Consider the following 17,800-nt stretch of genomic DNA (forward strand, 5'->3'; position numbering starts at 1 on the left):
AAGAGAAATACACTCCACAAGTGCCCACACATCTGTCTTTATCTTCTTGTTAAACAACTCTGCAAGCCTCTGGGACCGCAGTTCGATTCAGGGATTGCCCCGAACCAAGGAGGCGTATTATACGTATCGCGGACCCGCCTGCAAGCGATTTAGTATTTATATTTGTATTTAATCCGCAGCGCCTGAAACGGCGCTGCTTGCGCCCATGCAATACCTTGTATTTCGGCGCCGCTAAAGCGTTATTCGGGTCTATTAATGCCTGCAACTAGACAGTTATTGGCGTCAGCTAGTCAGGCTTAGCTAACCCTGCGCGGCCGCCTTGCGCTGGCGCAGCGCCGGGACCAACCGAAAACCCAGCAGGATCGCCGCTATTACGCTGTAAACAAGGGCTTCGCCGATATCAGAACGCGACTGCCATACCAGATGCAGACACCCGAGCATCAGCGCCGGGTACACCAACCGATGCAGACGACGCCAGTTGCGTCCCAAGCGACGCTGCATAGCACGGGTAGATGTCAGCGCCAGCGGCAACATAAGTAGCCAGGCGCCGAAACCCATTGTGATGTAGGGCCTTTCTAGCAACTCTTCCAAGACCCGAGCTCCCTCCCAGCCCAAATGGAACTGCAGAAATAGCAGCAGGTGCAGGCACGCGTAGAAATAGCAAAACAGGCCAAACATACGCCTATACCTTAATGGCCACGACCATCCGCGCCAGCTGCGTAGCGGCGACATCATCAAGGTGACTATAAGAAAGCGAAGTGCGAACTCACCGGTCTCCAGCAGCAAGGCCTCAGCGGGGTCCGGCCCCAGCTGATTTTGCAGGGCGGCGATAAATAGAGCGACTGCTGGCGCGAGGCACAGCAGAAACACCAAGGGCTTAATAGCGCGCTGCACTAGTAGAAGCGCTTAAGGTCCATACCCGCATACAAATGTCCCACTTGCTCCTGGTAGCCATTGAACATTTGGGTATCTATGCGGTTAGGCGAAAACAGGGAAGACGGCAGTCGACGTTCGGTCTTCTGACTCCAGCGCGGATGATCGACCTGCGGATTGACGTTGGCATAGAAGCCATATTCTTGTGGCGCCAACATTTCCCACGTGGTTTTAGGGCGCCTTTCCGTCAAACGAATACGCACGATAGACTTGATGCTTTTGAAGCCGTATTTCCAAGGCACTACCAGTCTGATGGGCGCACCATTTTGATTGGGTATATCTTTGCCGTATAAACCGGTTGCCATAAACGTCAGCGGATTCATCGCTTCGTCCATACGCAGGCCTTCTACATACGGCCAATCTATAGTGCTGGTAAAAGAGCGCTGCCCGCGCATCTGTTTGCGGTCCTGCAGAGTATAGAACTGCACATATTTGGCCTTTGAAGTAGGCTGAAAGCGCTTCAATAAATCTGCCAGCGAGTATCCAACCCACGGCACCACCATCGACCAGGCCTCGACACAGCGCAAGCGATAGACCCGCTCTTCCAGATCGAAGCCACTCTGAATATCCTCTAGATTGAGCGTACCGGGCTTTTCGACCTCTCCATCGACCTGCAACGACCAGGGATCAATGGACATCTCGTGGGCATAGCTCGCCGGATCATCCTTGCCAGTGCCAAACTCGTAAAAGTTGTTGTAGCGTGTAACGTCATCAAAGGGAGTCTGTTTTTCTCCCGTATAAAAACCACCCGGGCTAGCGTTAGACGCAGCAGCATAGTTCAGCGAACCCGAAGCGGCTAGTGCGCGTCCCAGCGGGGCACCCGCAATCAACCCGCCAGCGGCGACTGACATAAAGTGTCGTCGTTTTAACCAGACCGATTCACTGGTGATTTCCGACGACGGGATAGAGGGAGGCTGATAAGGAGCTTTCTTGCGCATGTTGATATCCGTAGCGAGTTAACAGGGGATTAGACAGAGAACCCCGGCAAAGTTCCACATCGCGCGGCTCGGCTTATCGGCGTCTTAGGCTGGCGCCTTCGGTCGCCCCTTGATCAACAGCATCAAAGGCCCTGAGGATGCGTAAATAACAAATGTCGCCAGCAGCACTTTAGGCGGGTCCAGTGTTACCAGCGAGAACAGAAAAACAACGACCAAGATAGCGGCGAACGGCACTCGTCCACTGAAGTCCAAACCCTTACCGCTAAAATAAGGCACATTCACAACCATCAACAAGCCAATCACAGCGGTCAATATAGCTACGGCGACGGACGCTTCAAAGGGCACATTGGCACCCAACCAACCCAAATCATGACAGACCCAAACCGTGGCTGCGATACCACCCGCCGCCGCCGGACTGGCAAGCCCGGTAAACCACGTGCTGTCTGCCTCTTCGATCTGCGCATTAAAACGCGCCAGACGCAGCGCCGCGCAGGCGACATAGATAAACGCTACCGACCATCCAAATTTTCCCAGTTCACCCAAGCCCCAGGTGAATACCACCAGAGCCGGCGCCACACCGAAGGACACCATATCCGATAGACTATCGTACTCCTGACCAAACTTGCTTGAGGTGTTGGTCAAACGTGCCACCCGGCCATCCAGTCCATCAAAAAATCCGGCGAAACAAATGGCGATAGCGGCAGCCTCAAATTCTCCGCGAATCGCAGCAATAATGGCATAGAAACCTGCGAACAGAGCGGCAGTGGTAAACAGGTTCGGCAACAAATACACGCCGCGATGGCGCTCCGTCTTACCGCCTACCGATATTTCTTCCTCATGTTCGTCAACGAGAATATCAAGATCGATACTCGTGGAATTTTCAGGTTCTGTTGGTTTGTCTTCGTTCATACCTTTATCCAGTTATTTGAGTGCCCGCATAGGCGCGTGCCGCAGTCTGCCAGAACGCTTGCACCAGCGGGTTTTCCAATCGTTGCACCAATGCACACAGGCCCACCGGGAAAGTTCCCAGGGCAGCAGACACCGGCACGATCTCTAGCTTATCCCGATATGTGCTGTTGTCCAACACCAGATCAGGTACCACACCTACACCTAGCCCCAGCCCTACCATCGCTACGATGGCCTCGTGCCCGGCTACCTGCGCATAAATTCGTGGTTTACCCGGCCGCCCGCGAAACCAGGTATCGAGGCGCTCGCGACTGAGACCACGCTCGGTAACGATGAAGGGAATATCAGCCCAGTCTTCGACGGTACCCTCGGACCCTACTTGAGCCCTGACCTGATCAGCAACCGCGCAGCTAAAAGCCGGTACTACAAAACGCAACGGCGATAATTGCAAAGTCTGGTAGCGTAGGTTTTTGGGCAAGAGATCCGGTCCGGCGGCAACCGACACATCATCAGCACCGGACTGCACGCGGCTTACGGCATCCGCGTAGTCGCCAGTATGCAGCAATATTTCAATACCAGGGTAATCCTCGCGAAACTGTTCAAGGATAGGACTGAGTACGCTATAACTGGCCGTTACCGAACAATAGACACGGATTTCTCCGCCTAAAACGGCATTGTCGGGCCGCAACTCCGTGACTATGCGCTGCCAGTCACCTAGCGCAGCCTGAGCATAGTCGCGAAACTGGTGCCCGGCAGGGGTAAGCCTGACGCTGCGCCGATCGCGCTCCAGGAGTCGCTGCCCCACTTCTTCTTCTATCCTCAGCAGCGAGCGACTAACCGCAGATAAACTGATATGGCGCAGCTCTGCCGTGCGACTGAAACTCAGGGTCTCGGCCAGCGTCAGATAAAGCTGCAGTGAACGCGTATCCATTTCTCTATTGTATTGCACTTATCGCAACAGTGTATCTATATTATTTCGTTTTACGCAACATTGAATTTCCGCTACATTGCCCTCCTATTTTTTCACACAATCGTGCTGGTCAAACGCCAGCCAAGGAGACCTGATCATGGGCCAGAACTACTTTAATACCTTACCGTTGCGTTCGCAGTTGGAACAACTGGGTAAATGCCGCTTTATGCATAGCAGTGAATTCACCGACGGCGTAGAAAAACTCAAGGGTAAAAAGCTGGTTATCGTCGGCTGCGGCGCTCAAGGACTGAACCAGGGACTGAATCTGCGCGACAGTGGTCTCGACGTATCTTATGCCTTGCGTGACGCTGCTATCACCGAACAACGCCAGTCATGGAAGAATGCCAGCGAAAATGGCTTTACCGTTGGCACCTATCAAGAACTGATTCCCACCGCCGATGTAGTTTTAAACCTGACTCCAGACAAGCAGCACTCCAGTGTCGTTGCACAAGTTATGCCGCTGATGAAGCAAGACTCCTGCCTGTCATACTCTCACGGTTTTAATATCGTTGAAGAAGGCATGAAAATACGCGAAGACCTCACCGTTATCATGGTAGCGCCCAAGTGTCCTGGCACCGAGGTGCGCGAAGAGTACAAGCGCGGCTTTGGTGTACCGACACTGATTGCAGTGCACACTGAAAACGACCCCCGCGGCGATGGCCTTGAGCTTGCCAAAGCCTACGCGGCGGGCACCGGCGGCCACCGCGCCGGCGTACTGCAGTCGTCCTTTATCGCCGAAGTGAAGTCAGACTTGATGGGTGAACAAACCATTCTCTGCGGCATGCTGCAGACTGGCGCCATTCTCTGCTTCGACAAAATGGTCGAAAAGGGCCTGGAACCCGGCTATGCCTCCAAACTGATTCAGTATGGCTGGGAAACAGTCACAGAGGGGCTCAAGCACGGCGGTATCACCAATATGATGGATCGCCTGAGCAACCCGGCAAAAGTACGCGCCTATTATCTGGCAGAAGAACTCAAGGACATCATGCGCCCCCTGTATGAAAAGCATCAGGACGATATCATGAGCGGCCATTTTTCCGGCACCATGATGGAAGACTGGGCCAATGATGATGCCAACCTGTTGGGTTGGCGCGCGGCGACTGCAGAAACCGCATTTGAGAAGGCGCAGAATACCAGCGAGGAAATCAGCGAGCAGGAATATTACGACCACGGCATCTTGCTGATAGCTATGTGTAAAGCGGGTGTTGAATTGGCGTTCGAAGTTATGGTCTCTGCCGGCATCATCGCCGAGTCTGCGTACTACGAGTCACTCCATGAAACGCCGCTGATCGCCAACACTATCGCTCGCAAAAAGCTTTATGAAATGAACGTGGTGATTTCAGATACGGCGGAGTACGGCTGCTACCTGTTTGATCATGCCTGTCGTCCGCTGCTGGCAGATTTCATGACCAAAGTAGATACCGACATTATTGGCAAAGGTATGGGTAGCGACAACAGTGTCGACAACCAGGAACTGATTGCTATCAATGAGGCGATCCGCTCACACCCTGTTGAGCAGGTGGGTAAAGTGCTGCGCGGCCACATGACAGCAATGAAGTCCATCATCTAGATGATGCCTGCCGCGGGCGCAACGCCTGCGGCAGGTTCAATGAATACTCGGGGCAGCTAGCTGCCCCGCTTTAGTTTATAAAGACTAAAGACTTAAGACCCGCTCACCGCGCGATATACCCGCCACACCGGAGCGCACCACTTCCAACACCGTAGTATCACCAAGTGCCTCAATAAACGAATCAAGCTTTGCCGCCGTGCCAGACAACATAATGGTATAAACGCTAGGGCCAACATCAACGACCTGCCCGCGAAAGATTTCCACACAGCGATTAATCTCAGCTCGGTCCGGTCCCAGTGCGCGGACTTTGATCAGCATTAAGTCACGTTCAATGTGCGCCCCCTCGGTGAGGTCTACCACTTTGACCACATCTACCAGCTTGTTCAGCTGCTTGGTAATCTGCTCAATTTCCTTGTCATCACCGTCAGTGGTCATGGTCAAACGCGATAGGGAGATATCATCGGTAGGAGCCACGTTGAGCGTTTCAATATTGTACCCGCGCTGCGAGAAAAGACCGACAATACGTGACAGGGCTCCCGGTTCATTTTCCAGCAGAATCGATAGTATGCGTCTCATCAGGTTCTCTCCGTTTTGCTCAGCCACATATCCGCCATCGAGCCATTAGGCGCGATGTGCATCGGATAAACATGCTCTGAGGGATCCACCAGAATATCCATGAACACTAGCCGGTCTTTCATAGCAAAAGCTTCGTCCATAGCCGCATCGAGATCAGCAAGCTTCTCAATCTTCATGCCGACATGACCATAGGCCTCGGCCAGCTTCACAAAATTCGGCAGCGAGTCGGCATAGGTACTTTCAGCGTAACGGCCCTCGTACTGCATGTCCTGCCATTGCTTGACCATCCCAAGGTAGCCATTGTTCAGATTAATAATCTTCACCGGTATCTCGTATTGAGTGCACGTAGACATCTCCTGAATATTCATCTGGATACTGCCCTCGCCGGTAACACAAGCGACGTCTGCATCAGGAAACGCAAGCTTGGCTCCCATCGCCGATGGGAACCCAAAGCCCATGGTGCCCAACCCGCCTGAGTTGATCCAACGTCTCGGCTTGTTGAACCGATAATACTGAGCGGCAAACATCTGGTGCTGGCCAACATCAGAAGTTACGAAAGCATCACCAGCAGTGGCGCGATACAGCGACTCAATAACCTGCTGCGGCATTATCCCGTCGCCTTGCTGATAGCGCGGCGCAGTCCACAAACCATGACTTTCACGCCAGCCTTCTATCCGCTGCCACCAGGTTGCCAGCGCGTCAGCGTCTGGCAGCGCGGCATCCTGCTCGCGTTGAGCCCTGACCTGGTTCAGCATATCGGTCAAAACCGAAGCGACCGGACCCACTATGGGGATATCCGCCGGTACTGTCTTAGAGATGCTCGTCGGGTCAATATCAATGTGAATGATCTTGGCACCCGGGCAAAACCGATCCAGAGAATTAGTGACCCGGTCATCAAAGCGAGCACCTACGGCGAGAATGACATCGCTCTCGTGCATCGCCATGTTGGCTTCATAAAAACCATGCATACCCAGCATACCCAAGAACTGAGGATCACTGCCCGGGTATGCACCCAAACCCATCAGTGTATTGGTCACCGGGTATTTAAGAGTTTGCGCCAGCTCGGTCAGCAGTTCGCTGGCATTACCCAGTATCACTCCACCGCCGGAGTAAATGACTGGACGTTTAGCAGACAGCAGCAACTTGACGGCTTTCTTTATCTGCCCCGCATGACCGCGCTGCGACGGGTTATAGGAGCGCAGCTTGACCGACTCTGGGTAGTGATACTCAAATTTCTCTTCCGGCTTGGTGATGTCCTTGGGAATATCGATAACGACCGGGCCGGGACGACCTGTGGCAGCGATATGAAACGCCTTCTTAATCGTGCGCGGTAAATCCTCAGCTTTCTTCACCAGAAAGCTGTGTTTGACGATAGGCCGCGATATACCGACCATGTCCGTTTCCTGGAAGGCATCCTCTCCAATCAGGTGCGACTGCACCTGACCCGATAGCACTACCATGGGAATGGAGTCCATGTAAGCAGTGGCAATACCGGTTATCGCATTAGTTGCGCCGGGACCAGACGTCACCAGAACGACACCAGTCTTGCCGGTCGCACGGGTATAACCATCAGCAGCATGCGTAGCTGCCTGCTCATGGCGCACCAGAATATGCGGTATTTTCGATTCATTGAAGAGTGCGTCATAGATGTGCAGAACAGATCCGCCCGGGTAGCCGAAAATAAATTCAACCCCTTCATCTTCCAACGCGCGAGCGACCATTTGGCCACCGGATAACATTTCCATTTTGTCAGTCTCCCAAGCTCATGACTTACGGGAACCAACCATTGGCCCCGACTGTGTGCGGGGCTGATCTGAGGTTTTTAACCTGAGAAGCTCCACTATCCTCGACAACCGGCGGTGACAAGTACACACAGGTCCCCCTTTAGGAAACCGATCTGGCGTACCCGTGTTGCGGTCGCCCTGCGAGATAGCGCAGCTGTGTGGCCTCGATGCTATCAATACGACAGTCACCGGTGACGATTACAAAGCAGCCTGGGTCAGCACGTTTGCCGATCAGGGGGAGCGCCGGGTGCAATACGCGCCAAGTCTCCTCACTGCCTTGAGCGCGCTATTGTTTGCGCCTTTGTCTTATAAGTCAACCACTTGTGCATAGTTGGCATTGCGCAGGGCAAGGGATTTGGGGTACTTTGAGACTTATTAAAGAGGCTGTAACAGGTGGGTTCCTTGACTATACGACTGGCGAAATTTTTGCGACAGGCAGTACCGGCACTGGTACTGATTGGCACTACCGTGTTAGCCAGTAATGTGTGCGCAGAAGAAGGCTATTACAAGTGGACCGATACCAGCGGGCGCACCCATCTCGGGGATCGCCCGCCACCGGCCGGCACGGACTACAAATTTGTATCAACTGATACCGGCATTAGTCGATCAGTAGCGGCAGAAGCTGCACCCGGCGGCAGCGCCGCTCCCGCCATGCCAAAGCCACAGGCTTCAACAGAAACCGTAGCCCAGCAACAAATTACCATTGAGAAAAACCCCGAGTATTGTCAACAGGCTCAGGCCAATATTGATACTCTGGATTCGGTGGCCCGTATTCGTATTCGTGATGACGACGGTGAAATGCGTTTTCTGTCCGAGGAAGAAAAGGCCACCCAGCGGCGCAAAGCCGAAGACATGATCGCAGTACACTGTAATTAATTATTGCCCAACGCAAACCGCTAGCAACAGCTGGTAGCGTGGAGTCTGCAGCGGACACTACCTGCAGACCCCACTAACACCGCTTCAGCCAACCTCAAACACCACCCGCTCGCCATCAAGCCTACCTCGGATAACTTCACCCGGAGCAAACTTACCGGCCAGTATGTCCTGCGCCAGCGGGTTTTCCAGCTCCTGCTGAATAGCACGCTTCAGTGGACGCGCTCCGTACACCGGATCAAAACCAACTTCAACCAGTCTATCGATCGTGGCGTCATCCAACTCCAGGCTTAGCTCGCGCTCGGCCAAGCGCTTACGCAGATCATCCAGCTGAATATCGGCGATGTTGCGAATGTGCTCTTTACCCAGCGGGTGAAACACTACCGACTCGTCGATCCGGTTAATAAACTCCGGTCGAAAGTGATTACCTACCACACCCATTACAGACTTTTTCATCACTGCGTAATCACTCTCAGACGCCAGTTCCTGAATCAGATCCGAACCAAGGTTCGAGGTCATCACAATCACCGTATTACGAAAGTCTACGGTACGACCATGACCGTCGGTTAAACGCCCATCCTCCAATACCTGCAACAGAATATTGAAAACATCCGGATGCGCTTTCTCCACCTCATCGAGTAACAACAGCGAATAAGGACGGCGGCGCACGGCTTCCGTCAAATAGCCTCCCTCTTCATAGCCCACATATCCAGGCGGAGCTCCAATCAAACGGGACACCGAATGCTTTTCCATGAATTCCGACATATCTACCCGCACCATGGCCTGCTCACTATCATAGAGAAACGCTGCCAATGCCTTACACAACTCGGTTTTACCCACTCCGGTGGGCCCCAGAAAAAGAAACGATCCGTTGGGACGATTGGGATCGGACAGCCCAGCGCGCGAACGCCTGACGGCATTGGAAACTGCGGTAACCGCCTCTGCCTGCCCCACCACGCGCGCCTGCAACGCTACTTCCATACGCAGCAGCTTTTCCCTATCACCTTCCAGCATCTTGGAAATTGGAATACCGGTCCAGGCCGATACGACTTCGGCCACTTCTTCCTCGGTCACTTTATTACGCAGCAGGGTTTTCTCGGTGGTGTCGGCTTCATCGGCCAACTGCAACTGTTTCTCCAGATCGGGAATCACTCCGTACTGAAGCTCGGACATACGCGTGAGATCACTGGCACGGTGCGCCGCCTCCAATTCCATACGCGCCTGTTCCAGCTCACTCTTGATCTGGGCAGCACCCTGCACGGTTGCTTTCTCGGCTTTCCAGACCTCATCCAGGTCCGCATACTCCCGCGACACTTGCTCGATATCCTCGTTCAGTTTATCCACCTGCTTTTGCGCAGCCGGGTCAGTGTCCTTTTTAACCGCCTCACGCTCAATCTTGAGCTGTATAAGGCGCCGCTCCAGCCGATCCATAGACTCTGGTTTGGAATCAATTTCCATTCGAATCCGACTCGCCGCTTCGTCGATCAGGTCAATCGCCTTATCCGGTAGCTTGCGCTCTGTGATATAGCGCTGCGACAATTTTGCCGCCGCAATGATCGCGCTGTCAGTAATATCTACCCCGTGGTGAACTTCATAGCGCTCCTTGAGCCCACGCAATATGGCAATGGTGTCCTCTTCATTCGGTTCGTCTACCAATACCTTCTGGAAGCGGCGCTCCAGGGCAGCATCCTTCTCTACATATTGGCGATATTCGTCTAAAGTGGTCGCCCCCACACAATGCAGTTCACCCCTTGCCAAAGCAGGCTTAAGCATATTGCCGGCGTCCATAGAACCCTCAGCCTTACCCGCACCAACCATGGTATGCAGTTCGTCAATAAACAGAATAATTTGACCTTCCTGCTTGGTCAGCGCATTTAGAACAGCCTTCAGACGCTCCTCAAACTCGCCGCGAAACTTGGCACCAGCCAACAGCGAGCCAAGGTCGAGTGACAATATACGCTTGCCACGCAGTCCCTCGGGAACTTCACCGTTAATCACGCGCTGAGCCAAACCTTCAATAATCGCGGTCTTACCCACACCAGGCTCCCCGATCAGCACCGGATTGTTTTTGGTACGGCGCTGCAGCACCTGAATGGTTCTGCGAATCTCATCGTCGCGCCCAATGACCGGATCCAGCTTACCCTGCTCCGCCCGCTCAGTAAGATCAATGGTGTACTTCTCTAGTGCCTGACGGGACTCTTCGGCGTCAGGGTTATTCACAGCTTCGCCACCGCGAACCTCTTCGATAGCAGTCTCAAGTAGCGCCACGGTAAGGCCGGCATCCTGTAACAGCGAGGCGGCCGGGCTCTTGCCCTGCACTATCGCCAGCAAACACAGTTCACTGGATATATAGTCGTCAGAGCGCTGCTGAGACAGTTTATCAGCCTGGTTGAGGACCCGCCCCAAATCAGCCGAAGCATGTACTTCAGCCTCCCCGCCACTCACCTTGGGCAAACCTTCGACGGCAGCTTCAGTCTTACTCTGCAGGCTTGGCACATCCACACCCGCCTTGCTGAGCAAGGGTCCACAGGTGCCTCCGCGCTGACTTAAGAGCGCCAACAGTAGATGTATTGGTTCAATAAAATTGTGGTCTCGCCCTACGGCAAGGGACTGCGCTTCAGCCAATGCTTGCTGCAGCGAGTTGGTCAGTTTATCCATTCTCATTTTGCATTCTCCTTCGGCGACTTCCATCGAAGCCCTTCACTTGAGTCTATATATGGGGTCGATAAACCCTGTTTCAAGTGTGGAGATAGCGCCTGTTAGAGCTGATAAATAATCGATTGCATGCGCTGGCTAGCGCCGTCGCGCCGATAAGAATAAAACTGCTCGGGGGCACCGTAAGTGCAATAGGCACCGCCGTAAACGGACCCGGCACCGCATTGGTCAAGGCGGATGCGTGCTAGTTGATAGAGGTCAGCAAAATATTTTTCGGCGGCCCCGGGCAGGAAACAATCACTTGTTGCAGCGGTGTCTCCAATGGCCTGGTCAAGAAACTGCTCACGTACTTCAGCGCCTACTTCAAAATGGGCCTGGCTGATAGCCGGACCAAGCCAAACCATTAGCTCGGAATTTGGTGATTTCATCGCCGCCAGCGTTGTCTCGATAATCCCAGCACAGAGGCCGCGCCAACCGGCATGTACAGCCGCAATTTCAGTACCTTGCAGGTTACATATCAACAGCGGCAAACAATCTGCGGTCACCACCCGACATGCCACGTCGACAACGTCGCTGATACAGGCATCTGCCGATACTTCAGGGCACCATTCGCCAGCGCTAATCACGCCGGTCCCATGCACTTGCTGTAACTCCAAAACCGCTTTGCGCGCTCCCGTCAGCTCCGCCAATGAAGTGAACTGATCCTGTGGCCGAGTGGTGGTAAATGCCCTGACACCGGCGGGCGCCGGCCAGTCAGCCTCAATAAGCTGGGCCATCAGGCACCACCGGGTCAAAACGCCGCAGTAAACCCAGCAGCTCATCCATATCCGCCGGCAACGGCACCTCCCATTCGCAAAGTTCCTGCTGTTGCGGATGGATAAGACCTAACGCACGCGCATGCAATGCCTGCCGCGGGAAGCCTCGCAAACCGTCAATCAACGGTTGTTCTGCACCGCGTGGTATGCGCGGGCGGCCACCGTAGGTGGGGTCACCAATGAGCGGGTAATGCTGATGAGCCATATGCACGCGTATCTGGTGCGTTCTACCGGTCTCAAGGCGCACCGAAATAGCGGTGTGGTGGCCAAAACGCTCCGCCACTCGATAATGGGTAATCGCTTCTTTACCGCCCGCCACCACCGCCATTTTCTTGCGATCCCGCGGGTGTCTCCCCAGCGGCACATCAATGCGACCACCCCCGGTCATGGCACCAATACATACGGCCATATACTCGCGTTTAACGGTGCGCTCAGACAGCTGTCGCACCAGGTCAGCATGCGCCGTCAAGGATCGCGCTACCACCATAAGTCCGGAGGTGTCTTTATCCAGCCGATGCACAACACCGGCACGGGGTAAGTTGACCAGCTCCGGGTAATAAGACAACAACGCGTTTACCAGGGTGCCGGACCGATGCCCGACTGCCGGGTGCACCACCAGCCCTGCCTGCTTATTGACCACCAGAATACTGGCGTCTTCATAAACGATATCCAACTTGATCGACTCAGGCAGCCAGCTGACTTCGGCCTCTAACTCAGCGAGTAGCTCCAATACAGCGCCCTCCCGCACTTTATCGCGCGGCCGCACCTGTTCGCCGTCGCAGCTGAGCGCACCACTGCGAATCCACTCCTGTAGCCGCGACCTCGAGTAATCGGGAAACAATTCTGCCGCCGCCTGGTCCAACCTCAGCCCATGTTGCTCGGGTGCAACAACTGCACTTGCCTGAATAGTCTCCGCCATGGCTTCAGCTATGATCCTGTGTTTAAATAGCGGCCTTTAATGGCCCCAATTGGGTATATTAGCACGTCCACGGAAACTCCATGCCCCAGCTCAAAATCCTAATCTTTGGTCTGCTCGCGCTGCTACTGACAGCTTGTTCAAGCAACGATGAGCTGAACCTGCCACCAGGCGCCAGCTCCTCTGAGGCCGAACTATACCAGACTGCGCAGCGTTATCTGCGCGGCGGCAACTATGAGTTGGCGGTACAGAGTTTACAGCTACTGGAATCACGTTTTCCCTTCGGACGCTACGCTGAGCAGGCGCAGCTGGAGCTAATTTACGCCCACTACAACAACTACGAACATGAAGCGGCAATCGAGGCGGCTAATCGTTTCATAAGATTGCATCCTCAACACCCCAATGTCGATTATGCCTTTTATATGAAAGGCCTCGCCTCCTACACACTGGACCAGGGCTTTCTCGATCGTTTTATACCCAGCGACAAAACCAAGCGCGATACCGGTCATGCCCGCACGTCTTTCGCCGAATTTGCCCAGCTGTTGGCCCGCTATCCAGACAGCTCGTATGCCGCCGATGCCAAAGCACGGATGGTGCACCTACGCAACTTGCTGGCGCGCAACGAAATCAATATTGCCAACTACTACTTCAAGCGCGGTGCCTATCTGGCAGCGACCAATCGTGGTCGCTTCGTAGTAGAGAACTTTCAGCAGACACCTGCTGTAGCCGATGGGTTGGCGGTAATGGTGCAGGGTTATACCCTGATGGGGCTGAGTGAGCTGGCCGACAATTCACTGGCCGTGCTGGCCCTGAACTATCCAGAGCACTCATCGCTGGACGACAATGGCAACTTTATTAGTAACTACACAGCGGAAGGGCCACAGCGCTCTATCATCAACCGCTTGACGCTGGGACTCGTCAGCCAGCCCAAACCACCAGAGTTTGATAACCGTCCAGAAGACGCCGGCTACTAGGCCAACGCGGCTCGCCGATTCCACAGGCTGCGGGAATCAGAGAAAGCTCCCAAAAATCGGCCTGAATGATGCCGACACAGGCTAAATCGAGCCAGCTCAGTCAGTGTATTGTCCGAACTAGGTGCATATTCGCAAAGAATCTGTGACCTCTGTGAAGCTCACACAGATGCAACCACTGCTGGGTTGCGAGTAAACTAGGGGTCAACAAGGAGAACAGCATCTGATGAACAAGGCGCAAGCACCGGCTTCGACACCTGGCGTGCCCAAAGAACCACCTGCTGATATGCAGAACGCTACCCTGTTCAGGATTTATATCGGCTACCGCGCCCTGCTGTCTATTGTATTGTTACTGGGCCTGATCAACGACGATACGCGTCAGGTGGTTGGGGTACTCAACCCTGAACTCTATTTCAACGTTGCTATAAGTTATCTGATCATCAACATGCTGCTGTTAACGCTGTCGCGCTCAGCGTTTGCCAGCAATCAAGCGTTCCTGTTCGTGGTGTTTTTTGTCGATATCCTGGCGATAGTTATGCTCTCGGATGCCAGCGGCGGCATGGCCAGTGGTCTACCGATACTGTTAATGATCACTGTAGCTGCCAGTGCCATTATTATCGGCAATGGGAGTATTGCTACGCTAATCGCCGCACTGAGCGTTATTGCCCTGCTCGCCGATACCCTGCGCCTGATCAACGAGCAGGTACTGGAACTCAATAGTCTATTTCCTGCTGGCCTGCTGGGCATGCTCATTTTCACCGTTTCACTCCTAATTCAAGCGGTTGCCCGCAGGGTCGGCAAAGCAGAAGCTCTCGCCCGTAAACGAGCCGCTGACCTATACAATCTGCAACGCCTCAATGAACAGATTGTGCAGCACATGCAAACCGGCATTCTACTGGTTTACGCTGATGACAGAGTACGCCTTATGAATCAGGCCGCCAGCCGACTACTAGCCCCAGAGCAGCCTCAACCGATGCAACAGGGGCGTGATTTACAAACCTACAATAGCGAGGTCTATGAGCAATTTCACCAATGGCGCAACACCAAGCAACATCAACCGCGACCTATCAGTATTGGCGAGGATGACAATAAGATTGTCGCTCACTTTCGTACCTTGAAGGGGGAAGATAGTTCTCAAACCCTGGTCTTTATCGAGGACTACACGCCCGTAACCCAGTACGCCCAATCTTTGAAGTTAGCTTCTCTGGGGAGACTCACAGCCAGTATCGCCCATGAAATACGCAACCCACTGGGCGCAGTTAGTCACGCCGCGCAACTGCTGGGTGAGTCAGATGAACTTAACGAGCCCGATCAGCGACTTTCTGAAATTATCCAGCAGCACACCCAACGCATGAACTCGATAATCGAAAGCGTCATGCAGATTAGCCGCAGGCAACCACCCCAGCCGAAGGAACTCAAACTGAATCGCTGGATCAAGAATTTTGTGGAGGAATACAAAGCCACCATTAATTTTGAAGCTGATATTCAGATAGAACCCAGTACTGAGGAAATCAACGTACGTTTCGATGCTGACAATTTACAGAGGGTGATGAACAATTTGCTAGATAACGCGCTTCGGCACAGCGAATTGAAGACGGGTAAAGCGACAGCGGCGATAGCCGTCAGCATAGAAACCCCTACCTCCAAGGCGCATATTGATGTGATTGATCAAGGCGAAGGTATTGCCGCCAGCGAGCAGGCAAAATTGTTCGAACCGTTTTATACTACCGTGGTCAAAGGCACCGGTCTCGGACTCTATTTATGCAAAGAACTCTGCGAGATCAACCAGGCCTCGCTTACTTATCGTCGCACCGGCACCGGCGCAAGCTGTTTCCGCGTCCTTATGACACGCCACTCCTGATGGATATCCCAGTATGAGCACACAAACCGTCCTTATCGTGGATGACGAGCCAGACATTCGTGAACTGTTGGATATCACACTGAGCCGAATGGGCCTCACCACTTTAAGTGCTGCTGACCTGGGAGAAGCCAGAGGCTTTCTGGACGGCGGCAACCCGCCTGACCTGTGTCTGACTGATATGAAACTGCCCGATGGTAACGGAATCAGTCTGGTCGAGCATATTCAAGAAAGCCACCCCAATATGCCAGTGGCCATGATTACCGCCCACGGCAGTGTCGATACCGCCATAACCGCTCTGAAGGCCGGCGCTTTCGATTTTATTAGCAAGCCCATAGAGCTTGAGCGGTTGCGCAATCTGGTGACCACCGCGCTCAAGTTAGATCACTCTGAGGATCAGGTTGCCTACTCTGCACACAGTGCATTGATCGGTAAGACTCCAGCCATAGAAAAACTACGTCAGGCCATTGTCAAACTGGCCCGCAGTCAGGCGCCTGTGTATATCAGCGGTGAATCTGGCAGTGGCAAGGAAATCGTCGCCCACCTCATCCATTCCCACGGTCCACTAAGCAGCGGGCCATTTATTCCGGTTAACTGTGGTGCAATACCACCAGAGCTAATGGAGAGCGAGTTTTTTGGTCACGTTAAAGGCAGCTTTACCGGGGCCACAGAAAATAAACCAGGGCTGTTCCGAGCCGCTCATGGAGGCACGCTGTTCCTGGACGAGGTCGCTGACTTACCGCTTGCCATGCAGGTCAAGTTATTGCGCGCAATTCAGGAAAAAGCCGTGCGCCCAGTGGGTGGTAACGAGGAGATCCCCATCGACGTGCGCATACTTAGCGCCACCCACAAGGACCTCGCTGAAGAAGTTGAGGAGGGGCGCTTCCGTAACGACCTCTACTACCGCATCAATGTAATCGGTCTGGAAGTGCCAGGCCTGCGCGAAAGACCAGAGGATATTCCGTTGCTGGCTGATTTCTTCCTCAGCAAACTGGCCAAAGCCAACGGTGGTCAGCTTCGGCAACTGGATGCAAGCGCCTTGAGCGCCTTGACCCGCTATCAGTTCCCGGGCAATGTCAGACAGCTGGAAAATATTCTGGAACGCGCCTGCGCCATGTCCAGTGAAGATATTATTGTTACCGCAGATCTGTATTTACCGGCAGTCTCAAACCCAAAAATTCGCAAGGAGTCCAACTCCAATAGCTGGAACCCTGAAGAAGCGTTTGGAGATATGGAAGGCTATTTGGAGAATATGGAGCGCGAGATTCTTACCCGCGCCCTGGAGGAATCTCGCTGGAACAAGACATCGGCGGCCAAACTGCTGGGGATCAGTTTTCGCAGCCTGCGCTATCGCCTGAAAAAACTCGACCTGGACGATTAATCGGAGCAGTGATTGACTGCTTTTGATGCCTTAAACAGGCCTACTGTCTGCTAGCATAACAGCTCTCGTAACATAGAAGTTACGTACCCGGGGCAGTTCACATGGATGGTGGCGCGCAGGGGAAAACCTTGCTGGAACTGATTGCTGTGCTAGCAATTCTGTCGGTGTTGACGACAGTTGCAGCGCCAAAGCTTAATGCCAGTCGCGAATCAGCAGAGGCGCAGCAGTTCGGCCAACTGTTGACCCGGATGCTTACTTTAGCCCGCAGAACCGCCGTTACCAGTGGCAAACGCACCACGCTTTGCCTGAGTGCGGACCAACAGCACTGCAGCAAGAGCTGGTCAGGAAGTACTACCAGTATCCTCGTGTTTACCGATATTAACCAGAATCGTCAGCTAGATAGCAGCGATATCTTGCATCGCGCACAGTCACTGCAATTGACTTTGGGACACGGCCTCTGGCGGGGTTCACTAGGCAGAAAATATATGCGCTACAGGGTTGATGGCAGCGCCGTTGAATTTGGGCGCTATAGCTATTGCCCCTCTTCCAGAAATCGCGCCAACTTCCGACAGATAGTCATCAATCATGCGGGCCGCGCCTACACCCACTACGATGACAATGGGCTGGTTACAGACTGCGCATGGTGAGCAATAG

Annotated in this window: 15 protein-coding genes; 6 read left to right on the top strand and 9 right to left on the bottom strand. The window is 53.8% G+C overall.

Features of this window, described 5'->3' with window-relative positions:
* Window positions 1-300: 300 nt before the first annotated feature.
* The 4 genes from EYC98_RS20235 to ilvY all read right to left on the bottom strand — a co-directional run bounded on the left by EYC98_RS20235 (window position 301) and on the right by ilvY (window position 3,726).
* Complete coding sequence (locus EYC98_RS20235) at window positions 301-894, bottom strand: protein-methionine-sulfoxide reductase heme-binding subunit MsrQ (RefSeq protein ID WP_279247225.1); 594 nt, start codon at window positions 892-894, stop codon at window positions 301-303.
* Window positions 894-1,871 carry a protein-methionine-sulfoxide reductase catalytic subunit MsrP gene (gene msrP / locus EYC98_RS20240; RefSeq protein WP_279247226.1) on the bottom strand — a complete coding sequence of 326 codons (978 nt, stop codon included), beginning with the start codon at window positions 1,869-1,871 and terminating at the stop codon, window positions 894-896. Before msrP ends, EYC98_RS20235 begins: the two co-directional genes overlap by 1 nt.
* 84 nt (window positions 1,872-1,955) lie before the next feature.
* The gene (gene pssA, locus EYC98_RS20245) at window positions 1,956-2,780 is read right to left on the bottom strand and encodes a CDP-diacylglycerol--serine O-phosphatidyltransferase (RefSeq protein WP_279247227.1); all 825 of its coding nucleotides are present in this window, start codon (window positions 2,778-2,780) and stop codon (window positions 1,956-1,958) included.
* 4 nt (window positions 2,781-2,784) lie between these two features.
* A complete protein-coding gene (gene ilvY, locus EYC98_RS20250) occupies window positions 2,785-3,726 on the bottom strand; it encodes an HTH-type transcriptional activator IlvY (RefSeq protein WP_279247228.1) in 942 nt (313 codons plus the stop codon).
* 118 nt (window positions 3,727-3,844) lie between these two features.
* On the opposite strand from ilvY, the gene ilvC reads away from it, so the two are divergent.
* On the top strand, window positions 3,845-5,317 hold the full coding sequence (ilvC, locus tag EYC98_RS20255; RefSeq protein ID WP_279247229.1) for a ketol-acid reductoisomerase: 1,473 nt from the start codon (window positions 3,845-3,847) through the stop codon (window positions 5,315-5,317).
* An 84-nt stretch (window positions 5,318-5,401) separates the two neighbouring features.
* Here ilvC and ilvN read toward each other — a convergent pair whose 3' ends face one another.
* Together ilvN and EYC98_RS20265 are read right to left on the bottom strand one after the other, a co-directional pair.
* On the bottom strand, window positions 5,402-5,893 hold the full coding sequence (gene ilvN / locus EYC98_RS20260; protein WP_279247230.1) for an acetolactate synthase small subunit: 492 nt from the start codon (window positions 5,891-5,893) through the stop codon (window positions 5,402-5,404).
* Window positions 5,893-7,638: an acetolactate synthase 3 large subunit gene (locus EYC98_RS20265; protein ID WP_279247231.1), complete on the bottom strand. Its 1,746-nt coding sequence runs from the start codon at window positions 7,636-7,638 to the stop codon at window positions 5,893-5,895. Before EYC98_RS20265 ends, ilvN begins: the two co-directional genes overlap by 1 nt.
* A gap of 441 nt (window positions 7,639-8,079) precedes the next feature.
* Between EYC98_RS20265 and EYC98_RS20270 the strand changes: the two genes are divergently transcribed.
* On the top strand, window positions 8,080-8,553 hold the full coding sequence (locus tag EYC98_RS20270) for a DUF4124 domain-containing protein (protein WP_279247232.1): 474 nt from the start codon (window positions 8,080-8,082) through the stop codon (window positions 8,551-8,553).
* An 84-nt stretch (window positions 8,554-8,637) separates the two neighbouring features.
* Here the strand turns inward: EYC98_RS20270 and clpB are convergent, their stop codons facing one another.
* From clpB to rluD, 3 genes are all read right to left on the bottom strand, one after another.
* Window positions 8,638-11,214 (bottom strand): ATP-dependent chaperone ClpB, encoded by a 2,577-nt coding sequence (clpB, locus tag EYC98_RS20275; protein ID WP_279247233.1) that lies wholly within the window; start codon window positions 11,212-11,214, stop codon window positions 8,638-8,640.
* A gap of 95 nt (window positions 11,215-11,309) precedes the next feature.
* Window positions 11,310-11,981, bottom strand: coding sequence for a peptidoglycan editing factor PgeF (pgeF, locus tag EYC98_RS20280; RefSeq protein WP_279247234.1), 672 nt, complete (start codon window positions 11,979-11,981; stop codon window positions 11,310-11,312).
* Complete coding sequence (gene rluD, locus EYC98_RS20285) at window positions 11,965-12,939, bottom strand: 23S rRNA pseudouridine(1911/1915/1917) synthase RluD (protein WP_279247235.1); 975 nt, start codon at window positions 12,937-12,939, stop codon at window positions 11,965-11,967. The genes pgeF and rluD overlap by 17 nt, the downstream gene beginning before the upstream one ends.
* An 80-nt stretch (window positions 12,940-13,019) precedes the next feature.
* Here rluD and EYC98_RS20290 point away from each other — a divergent pair, with 80 nt between their 5' ends.
* The 4 genes from EYC98_RS20290 to EYC98_RS20305 all read left to right on the top strand — a co-directional run bounded on the left by EYC98_RS20290 (window position 13,020) and on the right by EYC98_RS20305 (window position 17,793).
* A complete protein-coding gene (locus EYC98_RS20290; protein WP_279247236.1) occupies window positions 13,020-13,910 on the top strand; it encodes an outer membrane protein assembly factor BamD in 891 nt (296 codons plus the stop codon).
* 223 nt (window positions 13,911-14,133) lie between these two features.
* A complete protein-coding gene (locus tag EYC98_RS20295; RefSeq protein ID WP_279247237.1) occupies window positions 14,134-15,768 on the top strand; it encodes a sensor histidine kinase in 1,635 nt (544 codons plus the stop codon).
* A gap of 13 nt (window positions 15,769-15,781) precedes the next feature.
* Window positions 15,782-17,146: a sigma-54-dependent transcriptional regulator gene (locus EYC98_RS20300; RefSeq protein WP_279247238.1), complete on the top strand. Its 1,365-nt coding sequence runs from the start codon at window positions 15,782-15,784 to the stop codon at window positions 17,144-17,146.
* Window positions 17,147-17,247: 101 nt separating this feature from the next.
* Window positions 17,248-17,793: a GspH/FimT family pseudopilin gene (locus EYC98_RS20305; RefSeq protein ID WP_279247239.1), complete on the top strand. Its 546-nt coding sequence runs from the start codon at window positions 17,248-17,250 to the stop codon at window positions 17,791-17,793.
* Window positions 17,794-17,800: the final 7 nt, after the last annotated feature.

The organism is Candidatus Litorirhabdus singularis (assembly GCF_026262625.1).
GTDB lineage: Bacteria > Pseudomonadota > Gammaproteobacteria > Pseudomonadales > Halieaceae > Litorirhabdus > Litorirhabdus singularis.